This is a genomic window from Streptomyces sp. YIM 121038, assembly GCF_006088715.1.
GTDB lineage: Bacteria > Actinomycetota > Actinomycetes > Streptomycetales > Streptomycetaceae > Streptomyces.
The window spans coordinates 8,113,924-8,129,948 of record NZ_CP030771.1 but is presented as its reverse complement, the minus strand read 5'-3'; the positions used below and the strand labels follow the sequence as shown (position 1 = coordinate 8,129,948).

Genomic DNA, 16,025 nt, shown 5'->3' with positions numbered 1-16,025 from the left:
GGTGCCACGGCCCGGGTCGGGCGGGGCACCGGACCGGCCGGCCGGTTTCGGTCAGGACACGCCGAACTCCTTGTCGATGAAGTCGAAGACCTCGTCGGCGGACGCCGACTCCAGCTGCGAGGAGACCTTCTCGCCGTCGGCGGGCGCCTCGGCGTCGGTGCCCTTCCACTTCGCCATCAGCGCTTCGAGCCGCATCGTGATGCGCATGCGGTCGCCGTCGTCGGGCGCGATGGTGCCGAGGCCCGCCTCCAGGCGGTCCAGCTCGCGCAGCGTGGAGTCCACGCCGTCGGCGTCGTCCTGGAGCAGTTCCCCGCGCAGGTACTGGGACAGGACGGCGGACGTCGGGTGGTCGAACACGAGGGTGGCGGGCAGCCGCAGGCCCGTGGCCTTGTTCAGGCGGTTGCGGACCTCCACGGCCGTCAGCGAGTCGAAGCCCAGCTCGCGGAAGGCCAGGTGGGCGTCTATCGACTCCGCGTCGCCGTAGCCGAGCACGGCGGCCGCGTGCGTGCGCACCAGGTCGAGCAGGATCATCTCCCGCTCGGGCTCGGTGAGCGGCGTCAGCCGGCGGCGCAGTTCGGCCGCCGCGTCGTCGCCGGTGTCGGCCTCCGTCGCCGTCTCGGCCGCCACGGACCGCTCGTACCGGCGCACCTCGGGGATGTCACCGATGAACGGGCTGGTCCGAGCCGAGGTGAAGGCGGGCGCGAACCGCTCCCAGTCCAGGTCGGCGACGGCGAGGAAGGTCTCGTCGTGCGCGACCGCCTGGGCGAGGGCCGCGACCGCGAGGTCGGGCGCCATGGGGCGCAGGCCGCGGCGGCGGAACTGCTCCTCGCCGTCGTCCCCCGCCATGCCGCCCCCGGCCCACAGGCCCCAGGCCACGGAGGTGGCGGTCAGGCCGCGGGCGCGGCGCTGCTCGGCGAGGGCGTCGAGGTGGGCGTTGGCGGCCGCGTAGGCGCCCTGGCTGCCGCTGCCCCACACTCCGGCGTTGGAGGAGAACAGCACGAACGCGTCGAGCGTCGCCGTGGCAAGGAGCTCGTCGAGGTGGGCGGCGCCCGCGACCTTCGCCTCCAGGACTGCGGCGATGTCGGCCGCGGACATGTCCGCGAGGGGCTGGCCCTGGCCGACGCCCGCCGCGTGGAACACCGAGCGCAGCGCGTGCCCGTCCTCGGTGAGCCGGTCGAGCAGCGCGGCGACGGCCTCGCGGTCGGCCACGTCGCAGGCCGCGACGGTCACCTTGGCGCCCAGCTCCTCCAGTTCGGCCTGGAGTTCCTCGGCGCCGGGCGCGTCGGGGCCGCGGCGGCTGGTGAGCACCAGGTGCTCGGCGCCCTCGCGGGCCAGCCAGCGCGCCACGTGCCCGCCGATCGCGCCGGTGCCGCCGGTGATCAGGGCGGTGCCGCGCGGCGCCCACTCGCGCGCCGCTCCGGCGTCGAGCGGGGCCCGGACGAACCGGCGTACGAGGACGCCCGCCTGGCGCACCGCGAGCTGGTCCTCGTCCCCGGCGCCCGCGAGGATCCCGGCGAGCTGGGCCGCGGCCCGGGCGTCGACGGTCTCCGGCAGGTCGACGAGGCCGCCCCAGCGGTCCGGGTACTCGAGCGCGGCGACGCGGCCGAGGCCCCACGCCTGCGCCTGCCCGGGGCGGGCCGGGGCGTCGCCACGGCCGGTGGCGACGGCACCGCGCGTCACGGCCCACAGGCGGGCGCCGATCCCGGCGTCACCGAGGGCCTGCACCAGCGCGACGGTCCCCGCGAGCCCGGCGGAGACGCCCGGGTGGTCCGTGAGGGCGGACTCGTCGAGGGCGAGGAGGCTGAGCACGCCGCTCGGCTCCCCGTCCGCCGTCAGGGTGTGCTCGAAGAGGCGCGCGGTCAGGGTCTCGCGGGTCATCTCCCCGGCGGTGACGCGGAGTTCGTCGACGTGGGCCCCGGCCTGTGCCAGCGCCGCGACGACCTCCGTGGCCTCCGCGCCCTCGGGCACGAGGAGCAGCCAGCGGCCCGTGAGGCCGGTGGCCGGCAGGGCGCCCGCGAGGGGCTGCCAGTCCACCTGGTAGCGCCAGCTGTCGACGGTCGACCGCTCGCGCCGCTGCCGCCGCCAGGACGAGAGCACCGGGAGCACGGCGCCGAGGTCCGCGGCGGAGGAGTCCTCCACCGCGAGCTCCACGGCCAGCTGCTCCAGGTCCTCGCGCTCCACCGCGTCCCAGAACCGGGACTCGACCTCGTCCGTGGCCTGCGGCGCCGCGTCGGACAGCTCCTCCTGCGGGGCGAGGAGCCAGTAGTGCTCGCGCTGGAAGGCGTAGGTGGGCAGCTCGACGGTCGCGCGCGTGCCGGGGAAGAGGGCCTTCCAGTCCAGCTCGGCACCGTACGTGTGGGCTTCGGCGAGGGAGGCCATGAGGCGGGCCTCGCCGCCCTCGTCACGTCGGAGGGAGCCGAGGGTGGCGGCCTGGCTGTCAGTGGCGTCGATGGTGGCCTGCACGGGGACGGTGAGGACCGGGTGGGGGCTCATCTCCAGGAACAGGCCGTGGCCCTCGGCGAGCAGGCCTCGGGTGGCGTGCTCGAAGAGAACGGTCTGACGCAGGTTGCGGTACCAGTAGCCGCCGTCCATGGGGACGTCCAGCCAGGCGCCGGTCAGCGTGGAGAACAGCGGGACCTCGGCGGCCTGCGGGCTCACACCCTCAAGCGCCTCCAGGATCTGCGCCTCGATCTCCTCGACGTACGAGGAGTGCGACGCGTAGTCCACCGGGATCGTACGAGCGCGGATGTCCTGACCCGTGCAGTGCGCGACCAGCTCCTCCAGGGCCTCCGGCTCGCCGGAGACGACCACCTGAGCCGGGCCGTTGACGGCCGCGACCTCGATCCGGCCCTCCCAACCCGCGATCAGCTCACGAACCTCGGACTCGGGCAGCGGCACCGACACCATGCCGCCCTTACCCGACAGCTCACGAATCGCCAAGCTCCGCAGGGCCACCACACGAGCGGCGTCCCGCAGGGACAGGGCTCCCGCGACGCACGCGGCCGCGATCTCACCCTGACTGTGACCGACGACAGCGGCAGGCTTCACCCCGGCCGCCTGCCACACCGCAGCCAACGACACCATCACCGCGAACAACACCGGCTGAACCACATCCACCCGGTCGAAGTGCTCGCCGCTCAACTCCTCCAGCAGATCCCAGTCCACGAACTCCGCGAGCGCTTCCGCGCATTCACGCATCCGCTCCGCGAAGACGGGGCTGGACTCCAGCAGGTCCACTGCCATCCCGGCCCACTGCGAACCCTGACCCGGGAACACGAACACCGGGCGGACCATGCCGCCGAGGGTGCGGCCGGACACCACCTGGGGTGTCACCTCGTCCTGTGCCAGGCGCTCCAGGGCGGCGAGGAGTTCCTCGCGGTCGCGGCCGAGGACGACGCCCCGGTGCTCGAACCGGGAGCGGGCCGCCGCGAGGGACCAGGCGACGTCGGCCGGTGCGAGGTCGGGGCGGGCGAGCAGGTGCTCGCGCAGCCGGGCCGCCTGGGCGCGCAGGGCGGGCTCGCCCTTGGCGGAGAGGGCGAGCGGGAGCACTCCGGCGACGACGGGCGCCGGGACACCGGGCTCGTCGGCGGCGGCAGGCTCGTCGGCCAGGGGCGGCTGCTCCAGGATCACATGGGCGTTGGTGCCGCTCATGCCGAAGGAGGAGACGCCCGCGCGCCGGGGCGCGTCCGCGCGCTCGGGCCAGTCGCGGGCCTCGGTGAGGAGTTCGACGGCGCCTTCGGTCCAGTCGACCTCGGGCGTCGGCTCGTCGATGTGCAGGGTCTGCGGCAGGACGCCGTGCTGCATGGCCAGGACCATCTTCATCACGCCCGCCACACCGGAAGCGGCCTGGCTGTGCCCGATGTTGGACTTGATGGACCCCAGCCACAGGGGCTGTCCGCCCTCGGGCCGCTCCTGGCCGTACGTGGCGAGCAGCGCCTGCGCCTCGATCGGGTCGCCCAGCGTGGTGCCCGTGCCGTGCGCCTCGACCGCGTCCACGTCGGCCGCCGTCAGGCGGGCGTTGGCGAGCGCGGCGCGGATCACGCGCTGCTGGGCGGGCCCGTTGGGGGCGGTGAGGCCGTTGCTGGCGCCGTCCTGGTTGATGGCCGAGCCCCGGACGACCGCGAGGACCTTGTGGCCGTTGCGGCGGGCGTCCGAGAGGCGCTCCAGGAGCACCAGGCCGACGCCTTCGGCCATGCCCATGCCGTCGGCGGCGGCCGCGAAGGCCTTGCACCGGCCGTCGTCGGCGAGGCCGCGCTGCTGGCTGAAGGCGATCAGGGCGCCGGGCGACGACATCACGGCGACGCCGCCCGCGAGGGCGAGCGAGCACTCGCCCTGGCGCAGCGCCTGCGCCGCCAGGTGCATCGCGACGAGCGACGACGAGCAGGCCGTGTCGACGGTGACCGCCGGGCCTTCGAGGCCGAACGTGTAGGCGATGCGGCCGGAGATGACGCTGGGCGCGCTGCCGGTGAGGATGTGCCCCTCGGCGCCCGCGGAGACCTGGCCGGGCGCGGTGCCGTAGTCCTGGTAGTTGGTGCCGACGAAGACCCCGGCGGTCTCGCCGCGTACGGCCTTGGGGTCGATCCCGGCGCGTTCGAACGCCTCCCAGGAGGTTTCCAGGAGGAGCCGCTGCTGCGGGTCCATCGCGAGGGCCTCGCGCGGCGAGATGCCGAAGAAGGCCGGGTCGAAGGCGCCCGCGTCGTGCAGGAAGCCGCCGCCCCTGGTCGTGGTGGTGCCGGGGGTCTCCGGGTCCGGGTCGTACAGGTGGGCGGTGTCCCAGCCGCGGCCCGCCGGGTAGCCGCCGACGACGTCGGTACGGTCCTGGAGGACCTGCCACATCTGCTCGGGGCTGCTGATGCCGCCGGGGTAGCGGCAGCTCATGGCGACGATGGCGATGGGCTCGTCGGTGGCCGCCGCGACGGGCGCGACGGCGGCGGGGGCGGCGGCCGCGTCGGCACCGAGGACCTGGGTGCGCAGATAGGCGGCCAGGGCGGTGCCGTTGGGGTGGTCGAAGACGACCGTGGTGGGCAGCTTCAGACCGGTGGCGGCGCCGAGCCGGTTGCGCAGGTCGACGGCGGTGAGCGAGTCGAAGCCGAACTCGCGGAAGGCCCGCTCCGGGTCGAGGGCCCCCGCGGACTCGTAGCCGAGGACCGCGGCGGCGTGCGTGAGCACGAGGTCGACCAGGACGCGGTCCCGCTCAGGCCCGGCGAGGCCGGTCAGGCGCTCGCGCAGCGCGGATGCCTTGGTCGAGGTCCCGGCGTCGGCGGCGTCGTCCCCGGCTCCGCCCTGGGCGGCGAGGACGCGCTGGGCGTCGGGCAGGTCCGCGAGCAGCGGGCGGGCGCGGCGCGAGGTGAACACGGGCACGAACTGGTCCCAGTCCACGTCGGCGAGGGCGAGGAACGTCTCGTCGTCGTCCAGGATCTGCCGCATGCCCGCGAAGGCCAGACCGGGGTCGAGGAACGGCAGGCCCTGGCGGCGCAGCTGCTCGGGGTCGACGTCGACGGGCGCGCTGCCGCTGAGGTGGGGGTTGACGACGTTCCACACGCCCCAGGCGATCGAGGTGGCGGTCAGGCCGCGGGCCCTGCGGTGCTCGGCGAGGGCGTCGAGGTGGGCGTTGGCCGCGGCGTAGGCGGCGTGGTCGCCGCTGCCCCAGACGCCCGCGATGGAGGAGAACAGCACGAACGCGTCGAGTTCCGCGGCCGCTTCGCCGTCCAGGAGCTCGTCCAGGACGACGGCGCCCGCGACCTTCGCCGCGACGATGTCGGCGAACCCATCGAGGGTGGTAGTGGCGATCGGCGCCAGCTCGATGAGCGCGGCCGCGTGGATGACGGCGCGCAGGGTGTGCCCGTCGGCGGCGAGACGGCCCAGGAGCGCCGCGACGGCGTCGCGGTCGGCGACGTCGCAGGACGCGATGGTCACCTGGACGCCCATCTCCTCCAGTTCCGCGCGGAGTTCGGCCGCGCCGGGCGCGTCCGGGCCGCGGCGGCTGGTGAGCACGAGGTGCTCGGCGCCCTCGCGGGCCAGCCAGCGGGCGATGTGCGGGCCGAGGGCTCCGGTGCCGCCGGTGACCAGGACGGTGCCGCGCGGCGTCCACCCGGGGCCGGTCTCCCGGGCCGGGGCCGCGGGCTCGGCCCGGACGAGGCGGCGCACGAGGACGCCGGAGCCGCGCACGGCGAGCTGGTCCTCGTCGCCGACGCCCGCGAGGATCCCGGCGAGGCGGGCCCCCGTACGGCTGTCGGGGGTCGGCGGCAGGTCGACGAGTCCGCCCCAGCGGTCGGGGTGCTCCAGGGCGACGACGCGGCCGAGGCCCCAGGTCTGCGCCTGGGCGGGGCTCTCCACCCGGTCGCCCCGGCCGGTGGCCACGGCGCCGCTGGAAAGGGCCCACAGACGGGCCTCGACGCCCTCGTCGCCGAGGGCCTGCACCAGCGCGACGGTACCGGCGAGCCCGGCGGGCAGCACGGGGTGCGCCGGGTGGGGCTCTTCGGCGAGGGCGAGCAGGGAGACGACGCCCGCGAGCCCGGCGGCGTCCGCGACGTCGCCGCGCAGCCGTCCGGCCAGCACCTCACGCGTCAACTCGGCGCCTGTGACGTGGAGTTCGACGGTTTCGGCACCGGCCTGTGCCAGCGCCTCCAGGGCGCCCGCGGTCCACGGGTGCGCGGCCGCCTCCTCGGGTACGACGACCAGCCACCGGCCGGTGAGGACCGGGCCGGGGAGGCTGCCCGCGAGGGGCTTCCAGTGCACGGCGTAGCGCCAGCTGTCGATCGTGGACCGCTCGCGGCGCTGCCGCCGCCACGACGACAGGACGGGCAGGACGGCGCCGAGTTCGGCGGCGGAGCCGTCCGTCACCTCCAGTTCGGCGGCGAGCTGCTCCAGGTCCTCGCGCTCGACGGCCTCCCAGAAGCGCGCCTCGACCTCGTCCACGGCGGCGGCGGGCTCGGCGCCCGGCTCGGCCTCCGGGGACACCAGCCAGTAGTGCTGGTGCTGGAAGGCGTACGTGGGCAGGTCGACGAGGGTGCCGGGGACGAGGGCCCGCCAGTCGAGGTCCGCGCCCTGCGCGTAGGCCTCGCCGACCGAGGCCATGAGCCGGTCGGCGCCGCCTTCGTCGCGCCGCAGCGACCCGAGGGCGACGGCTGCCCCTTCGCGCCCGGCGGCCTCGATGGTGGCCTGCACCGGGACCGTCAGGACCGGGTGGGGGCTCATCTCCAGGAACAGGCCGTGGCCCTCGGCGAGCAGGCCTCGGGTGGCGTGCTCGAAGAGAACGGTCTGACGCAGGTTGCGGTACCAGTAGCCGCCGTCCATGGGGACGTCCAGCCAGGCGCCGGTCAGCGTCGAGTACAGCGGGACCTGAGCCTCCTGCGGGCTCACACCCTCAAGCGCCTCCAGGATCTGCGCCTCGATCTCCTCCACGTACGCGGAGTGCGAGGCGTAGTCCACCGGGATCGTACGGGCGCGGACGTCGCGGGCCACGCACTGCGCGACCAGCTCCTCCAGGGCCTCCGGCTCACCGGAAACCACCACCTGAGCCGGGCCGTTGACGGCGGCCACCGACACGCGGTCACCCCACGCCGTCAGCAGCTCACGCACCTCGGCCTCGGGCAGCGGCACCGACACCATGCCGCCCTTACCCGACAGCTCACGAATCGCCAGGCTCCGCAGCGCCACCACGCGGGCGGCATCCCGCAAGGACAGCGCACCCGCCACGCACGCGGCCGCGATCTCGCCCTGGCTGTGACCGACGACAGCGGCGGGCTTCACCCCGGCCGCCTGCCAGACAGCAGCGAGCGAGACCATCACGGCGAACAGCACCGGCTGCACGACATCGACACGGTCGAAGTGCTGGCCGTCCAGCTCCTCAAGGAGGTTCCAGTCCACGAACTCCGCGAGCACGTCGGCGCACTCCCGCATCCGCTCCGCGAACACCGGCGACTCGTCGAGGAGTTCGCGGGCCATCCCGGCCCACTGCGAACCCTGACCGGGGAAGACGAACACGGGCCGGACGGTGTCGCCCTGGGCGCGGCCCACGACCACGCCCTGCGCGGCCGCGTCGTCCCGCTCCAGGCCCTCCAGGGCGGCGAGCAGCGCGTCGCGGTCCCGGCCGAGGACGACGCCCCGGTGCTCGAACCGCGACCGCGCGGCGGTCAGCGACCAGGCCACGTCGGCGGGCGCGAGGCCCGTGTGGGCGACGAGGTGCTCGCGCAGCCGTCCGGCCTGGGCCCGGAGCGCCTCGGGCGTCTTGCCCGAGAGCGCCAGCGGGATCACGCCGGAGACCACCGACGGCGCGGGGGCCTCGGCGGCCGCGGGCCGCTCCGGCTGCTCCGGCGCCTCGATGATCACGTGCGCGTTGGTGCCGCTGACGCCGAACGAGGAGACGCCCGCGCGGCGCGGCGCGCCGTCCCGGTCGGGCCACGCGCGGGCCTCCGCGAGGAGCTCCACGGTCCCGGCCGACCAGTCCACCTCGGGGGTCGGCGCGTCGAAGTTCAGGGTCTGCGGCAGGACGCCGTGGCGCATGGCCATGACCATCTTGATGACACCGGCGACACCGGCGGCGGCCTGGGTGTGGCCGATGTTGGACTTCACCGAGCCGAGCAGGAGCGGCCGCTCGGCGGGGCGCTGCTTGCCGTAGGTGGCGATGAGCGCCTGCGCCTCGATCGGGTCGCCCAGGGGCGTGCCGGTGCCGTGGGCCTCGACCGCGTCCACGTCGGCGGTCGTGAGGCGGGCGTTGGCGAGGGCCTGGGTGATCACCCGCTGCTGGGAGGGGCCGTTGGGGGCGGTGAGGCCGTTGCTGGCGCCGTCCTGGTTGACGGCGGAGCCGCGGACGACCGCGAGCACCGGGTGGCCGTTGCGGCGGGCGTCGGAGAGCCGCTCCAGGACGAGCATGCCGACGCCTTCGCCCCAGCTGGTGCCGTCGGCGGCGGCCGCGAACGGCTTGCAGCGGCCGTCGGGGGCCAGCCCGCGCTGGCGGCTGAACTCCAGGAAGGTGCCCGCCGTGGGCATGACCGTCACACCGCCCGCGAGCGCCATCGTGCACTCGCCCTGCCGCAGTGCCTGCGCGGCCAGGTGCAGGGCCACGAGCGACGACGAGCAGGCCGTGTCGACGGTGACCGCGGGGCCTTCGAGGCCGAAGGAGTACGAGATGCGGCCCGAGGCGATGGCGCCCGAGCTGCCGGTGCCGAGGTAGCCGCCGAGGTCCTCGGGGACGCTGCTGAGCTGGGAGCCGTACTCGTGGTAGATGAGCCCGGCGAAGACGCCCGTGGGGCTGCCGTGCAGGGTCGCCGGGTCGATGCCCGCACGCTCGAACGCCTCCCAGGAGGCCTCCAGGAGGAGGCGCTGCTGCGGGTCCATGGCGAGGGCCTCGCGCGGCGAGATGCCGAAGAACGCCGCGTCGAAGTTGCCCGCGTCGTGCAGGAAGCCGCCCTCGCGGGCGTATGTGGTGCCGACCTGGTCGGGGTCGGGGTCATACAGGGACGCGGTGTCCCAGCCACGGCCCTCCGGGAACTCGCTGATGGCTTCCGCGCCGTCGGTGAGGAGCCGCCACAGGTCCTCGGGGCTGCCCACGCCGCCGGGGAAGCGGCAGCTCATGGCGACGATGGCGATCGGCTCGTCCTGGGCGGCGGCCACCGTCACCGGTGCCGTGGCGCCCGCTGCCGCGGACTCCCCGAGGCCGCCGAGGAGTTCGCCGCCCAGGTACTGGGCGAGGACCTTGGGCGTGGGGTAGTCGAAGACGAGGCTGGCGGGCAGGCGCAGCGCGGTGGCGCCGTTCAGGCGGTTGCGCAGCTCGACGGAGGTCAGGGAGTCGAAGCCGAGCTCCTTGAACGCCTTCGTGGGCGCGACGTCCTCGCCGGACGCGTAGCCGAGGACGGCGGCCACCTGGGTGCGGACGAGGTCGAGGAGGGCGCGCTCGCGGTTCTCCGGCGGCAGCGCGGCCAGCTGGTCGGCGAGCGAGGTGCCCGCCGCGGCGGGTCCGGCCTCGACGACGCGCCGGGTGCGGGCGCCGCCGCGGATGAGGCCGCGGAACAGCGGCGGCACGTCGCCGCCGAACTGCCGGCGCAGGACGTCGGTACGCAGCTTCATCGGCACGAGGGCCGCGTCGGCCCGGGCGAGGGAGTCGTCGAGCAGGGCGAGGCCCTCCTCGGCTGACAGGGCCGCGACACCGGCCCGGCTCATGCGCTCCAGGTCGTCGTCGGCGAGGGCTCCGGCCATGCCGCCCTGGTCGGCCCACAGGCCCCAGGCCAGCGAGGTCGCGGGCAGACCCTGCGCGCGCCGGTGCTGGGCCAGGGCGTCCAGGAACGCGTTGGCGGCCGCATAGTTGGCCTGCCCCGCACTGCCGAGCACACCGGCCGCGGAGGAGAACAGCACGAACGCCGACAGATCCAGACCCGCCGTCAGCTCATGCAGGTTGACCGCCGCGTCCACCTTCGGACGCAGCACCGTGTCCAAGCGTTCCGGGGTGAGGGACGTGAGGATGCCGTCGTCGACCACACCGGCCACGTGGACGACCGCGCTCAGCTCGGCGCGCACGCCCTCCAGGAGACCGGCCAGGGCCTCGCGGTCGGCGACGTCACACGCCGCGATCCGCACCCGCGCACCCAACTCCTCCAGCTCGGCACGGACTTCACCCGCACCAGGCGCCTCCTCACCACGCCGGGAGACCAGCAGCAGGTCCCGTACGCCGTGCTCACCGGCCAGGTGCCGGGCCACGACCCGCCCCAGACCACCCAGAGCACCCGTGACGAGCACGGTTCCCTCGGCCCTGAGGACCGGCGGCAGGGTCAGGACGACCTTGCCGACGTGCCGCGCCTGGCTGAGGTAGCGGAACGCCTCCGGCGCCCGGCGCACGTCCCACGCCCGCACCGGCAGGGGCTTCAGCACGCCCTGCTCGAACAGGCCGAGGACCTCGGTCAGCATCTCCTGGATGCGGTCGGGCGACATCTCGGCGAGGTCGAAGCTCTGGTACGCCACGCCGGGGTGGGCGGCGGCCACGGCCTCGGGGTCGCGGAGGTCGGTCTTGCCCATCTCCACGAAGCGTCCGCCGCGCGGAAGGAGGCGCAGCGAGGCGTCCACGAACTCCCTGGCCAGGGAGTTGAGCACCACGTCCACACCCCGGCCGTCGCTGGCCGCGAGCACGGCCGCCTCGAAGTCCAGGGTCCGGGAGGAGGCGATGCGGGAGTCCTCGACGCCGAGGCCCCGCAGGACGTCCCACTTCCCCGCGCTCGCGGTGCCGTACACCTCGGCACCGAAGTGCCGGGCCAGCTGCACCGCCGCCATGCCCACGCCACCGGCGGCCGCGTGCACCAGGAGGGACTGGCCCGCCTGGAGGTCGGCCAGGTCGCGCAGCGCGTAGTAGGCGGTCAGGAACACCGTCGGGACGGACGCGGCCTGTGCGAAGGACCAGCCCTCGGGGATCCTCGCCACCATGCGCTCGTCGGCCACGGCGAGCGGGCCGAAGCCGCCGTCGATGAGGCCGAGGACGTGGTCGCCGACGGCGAGGCCGCTCACCTCGGGGCCCACCTCCACGACGACACCGGCGCCTTCGGTGCCCATGACCGCGTCGCCCGGGTACATGCCCAGGGCGATCAGCGCGTCGCGGAAGTTGACGCCCGCCGCGCGCACCTCGACGCGCACCTCGCCCGCGCCCAGCGGCCGTCCGGCCCACTCCGGGGCGTCCTCGGCGACGGGCAGCAGCGCCAGGTTCTCCAGCGTGCCCCGGTCCGTGACGCCGAGCTGCCAGGACCGCCCGGCCGGGGCGGCGAGGGTCGCGACGCCCGTGGCGGCCCGCGTCAGGCGGGGTGCCCACACCACGTCGCCGCGCACCGCGACCTGCGGCTCGTCGAGGTCCAGGGCGCCCGGCAGCAGTGCGAGAGCGGCCTCCGTGCCGTCGACGTCGGCCAGCACGACGCGGCCCGGGTTCTCGGACTGCGCGGACCGCAGCAGCCCCCACACCGGAGCGTCCACCAGGCCCTCCGCCGACACCACGTCACCGGCGCCCACACCCACCGCACCGGACGTCACCACGACCAGCCGGGAGTCCTCACCGCCGTCGAAGGACAGCCACTCCCCCGCCACTGTCAGGGCTTCGTGGAGGGACGTGCGTACCGCGGCGGCCGTGCCGCCCGCGTGCTCCCCGCCGACGCAGGTAACGAAGACCGACTCCGGCAGGGCAGCGCCGTCCTCGACCGCCTCCGCGAGCGCCGCGACATCCGCGTACGCCGCCACCGTCGCGCCGGCGCCCTCCAGCGCGCTGCGCAGGCCCAGTTCGTCGGCGCCCAGCACCGCGTACGCGGCTCCGGCCGTCACGGCGGGCGCGGACACCACGCTCCAGTCGACCCGGAACAGCGAGTCGTCGTCGGCGGACGCGGCGTCCAGTTCACCGGCCGCGAGGGCCCGTAGGACGAGGGAGTCCACGGCGGCGACCGGCAGGCCGGTCTCGTCCGCGGCGAGCAGGGTCACCGCTCCGGACTCGGCGGGCGTCAGGCGGACCCGCAGCGTCGCGGCGCCGCTCGCGTACAGCGACACACCGGTCCAGGAGAACGGCAGCCGCGCCCCCGCCCCGTCCGCACCCACCGCGCTGAAGGCGAGGCCGTGGAGGCTCGCGTCGAGGAGCGCCGGGTGCAGGCCGTACGCACCGGCCTCGTCGCGCTCGCCCTCCGGGAGGGCGACCTCCGCGAAGACTTCGTGGCCGCGCCGCCAGGCCGCTCGTACGCCCTGGAAGACCGGCCCGTAGCCGAGGCCCGCGGTGGCGAAGCCCGCGTAGAGCTCGCCGGTGTCCACGGCCGTGGCACCGGCCGGCGGCCACTGCGCGAGGTCGGCGTCCTGCCGCGCGGGCCGACCGGCCTCCCCGACGGCGAGTACACCCGCCGCGTGCCGGACCCACGGCTCGTCCGGTACGTCGTTCTGGCGCCGCGAGTGCAGCGTGAAGGTGCGGCGGCCGGACTCGTCCGGCTCCTCCACCCACAGCTGGAGCTGTACGCCGCCGTCCTCGGGCAGGACGAGCGGGGCTTCCAGGATCAGCTCGTCGAGCAGGTCGCAGCCGACCTCGTCACCGGCCCGCACGGCCAGCTCGACGAAGGCCGTGCCGGGCAGCAGCGTCCGCCCGGCGACGACGTGGTCACCGAGCCAGGGGTGCGCGTCGGCCGAAAGGAGGCTCGTGAACAGGCGCGCCTCGCTCCCGGCCACCTCGACGGCCGCGCCGAGCAGCGGGTGGTCGGCGGCGGCGAGCCCGGCCGAGGTCACGTCACCGGTGAGGGCCGGGGCGTGCAGCCAGTAACTCTGCCGCTGGAAGGCGTAGGTGGGCAGGGCGACGCGGCGGCGGGACTCGACCGGGGCGTACAGCGGCGCCCAGTCGACGGCGATGCCGCGCACGTGCAGCTGCGCGAGCGCCGTGAGGAACGCGTCGGCCTCGGGGCGGTCCTTGCGCGTGGCCGCGATGAGCCCCGACTGGCTCTCGGGCTCGGTGAGCGTGTCGTGGGCCATCGCGGTCAGGACGGAGTCCGGGCCGAGTTCGAGGAGGGTGCCGACGCCGAAGCCGGTGAGGGCGTTGAGGCCGTCGTGGAAGCGGACCGCTTCGCGGATGTGGCGGACCCAGTACTCCGGGTCCTTCAGCTCGGCAGGCTCAGCCAGCTCTCCTGTGAGGTTGGAGACGACGGGGAGGGTCGGCTCCTGGTACGTCAGCTTGGCCGCGACCTCGCGGAAGTCATCGAGGGCCGGGTCCATCAGCGGCGAGTGGAAGGCATGGCTGACCTTCAGCCACTTCACCTTCCGACCCTGCTCACGCAGGGTCTGCTCCAGGCCTTCGAGAGCCGCCCGGTCACCGGAAAGCACCAGCTGCGCGGGGCCGTTCACGGCCGCCACACCCACACGGTCCGCGAGGCCGTCGAGCAGCGGCAGCACGTCCGTCTCCGTGGCCTGCACCGCCAGCATCGCGCCGCCCTCGGGCAGGGCCTGCATCAACCGGCCCCGAGCCGCGACCAGTTGAGCCGCGTCCTCCAGAGACCACAGTCCTGCCACGTACGCGGCGGCCAGCTCGCCGATCGAGTGACCGCCCACGATCTCCGGGCGTACGCCGAAGGACTCGGCGAGGCGGAAGAGCGCGACCTCGACGGCGAAGAGGGCGGGCTGGGCATAGCCGGTCTGCTCAAGGAGTTCGGCGTCGGTACCGAACATCACGCTCTGGAGCGAACGTTCTATCCACGGGTCTATGTGGGCGCACACCTCGTCCAGGGCAGCCGCGAAGACCGGGAACGTCTCGTACAGCTCCTTGCCCATCCCGATGCGCTGGCTGCCCTGGCCGGTGAAGACCACGCCGAGGCGGCCCTCGGCCACCGCGCCGGTGACGGCGGCCGGGCCGCCGGTGGCCAGCGACTCCAGGCCGGTCAGGAAGTCCTCGCGGGTGCGGCCGAGGACGACCGCCCGGTGCTCGTGCAGGGCCCGGCCGGACAGCAGCGACCAGCCGACCTCGACGGGGTCCTGGCCGGGGTCGCCCGCGACGTGCTCGCGCAGCCGCTCGGCCTGCTCCCGCAGCGCCTCCGCACTGCGCGCCGACACCAGCCACGGCACCGCCGTGACCGGAGCGACCGGCTCCACGACCTCAGCGGGCTCCTCGACGGGCGCCTGCTCCACGATCACGTGCGCGTTCGTGCCGCTGACTCCGAAGGAGGAGACACCGGCGCGGCGCGGCACGCCGTCCTCGCGTGCGTCCCACGTCCGCGGCTCGGTGAGCAGTTCCACCGCACCGGCGGACCAGTCGACGTGCGTGCTCGGGCGGTCCACGTGCAGCGTCTGCGGCAGGACGCCCTCGCGCATCGCCATGACCATCTTCATGATGCCCGCGACACCGGCTGCGGCCTGCGTGTGGCCGATGTTGGACTTGATGGAGCCCAGCCACAGGGGCAGGCCCTCCGGCCGCTCCTGGCCGTAGGTGGCGAGCAGCGCCTGCGCCTCGATCGGGTCGCCCAGGGTGGTGCCCGTGCCGTGGCCCTCGACGGCGTCGATCTGCTCGGGGGCGAGGTGGGCGTTGGCGAGGGCCTGGAGGATGACGCGCTGCTGGGACGGGCCGTTGGGCGCGGTCAGGCCGTTGGAGGCGCCGTCCTGGTTGACGGCGGAGCCCCGGACGACGGCCAGGACCTCGTGGCCGTTGCGGCGCGCGTCCGAGAGGCGCTCCAGGAGGAGCAGGCCGACGCCCTCGCCCCAGCCGGTGCCGTCGGCGGCCTCGGCGTACGGCTTGCAGCGGCCGTCGAGGGCGAGGCCGCGCTGCTTGCTGAAGTCGACGAAGGTGCCGGGCGTGAACATCACGGTCACGCCGCCCGCGAGGGCGAGGGAGCACTCGCCCTGGCGCAGCGCCTGGACGGCCAGGTGCAGGGCGACCAGCGAGGAGGAGCAGGCCGTGTCGATGGTGACGGCGGGGCCTTCGAGGCCGAAGGTGTAGGCGACCCGGCCGGAGACGATGCTGCTGGACGCGCCGGTGCCGAGGTAGCCCTCGACGTCCTCGGGCACGGAGTGCAGACGCGAGGCGTAGTCGTGGTACATGACGCCCGCGAAGACGCCGGTGCGGCTGCCGCGCAGCGAGGCCGGGTCGATGCCCGCGCGCTCGAACACCTCCCAGGAGGTCTCCAGGAGCAGCCGCTGCTGCGGGTCGGTGGCCAGCGCCTCGCGCGGCGAGATCCCGAAGAACGAGGCGTCGAACTCGTCGGCCTCGTGCAGGAAGCCGCCCTCGCGGGCGTAGGACGTACCGGAGTTGTCGGGGTCCGGGTCGTAGAGCGCGTCGGCGTCCCAGCCGCGGTTGGTGGGGAACGGCGTCAGGGCGTCGGTGCCCTGCGCGACGAGCCGCCACAGCTCCTCGGGGGTGCGGACGCCGCCGGGGTAGCGGCAGCTCATCGCGACGATCGCGATGGGCTCCTGGTCGCGCTCCTCCACCTCGCGCAGACGGCGACGAGCTTGACGCAAGTCGGATGTCGTCCGCTTGAGGTAATCCCGAAGCTTCTCCTCGTTCGACATCTCTGGTCAGCTCCTCGTGGTGTTGATAAAGGCCGCGC

Annotated in this window: 1 protein-coding gene; it reads right to left on the bottom strand. The window is 74.8% G+C overall.

Going from position 1 to position 16,025, the window contains the following annotated elements; all coding sequences use genetic code 11:
* Window positions 1-51: 51 nt before the first annotated feature.
* Window positions 52-15,987 carry a type I polyketide synthase gene (locus tag C9F11_RS34320; protein ID WP_138963071.1) on the bottom strand — a complete coding sequence of 5,312 codons (15,936 nt, stop codon included), beginning with the start codon at window positions 15,985-15,987 and terminating at the stop codon, window positions 52-54.
* Window positions 15,988-16,025 lie beyond the last annotated feature (38 nt).

Bases quoted from the DNA above. Each gene is read 5' to 3' on its own strand.
- C9F11_RS34320 (WP_138963071.1), bottom strand. From the start codon at position 15,987: ATGTCGAACGAGGAGAAGCTTCGGGATTACCTCAAGCGGACGACATCC.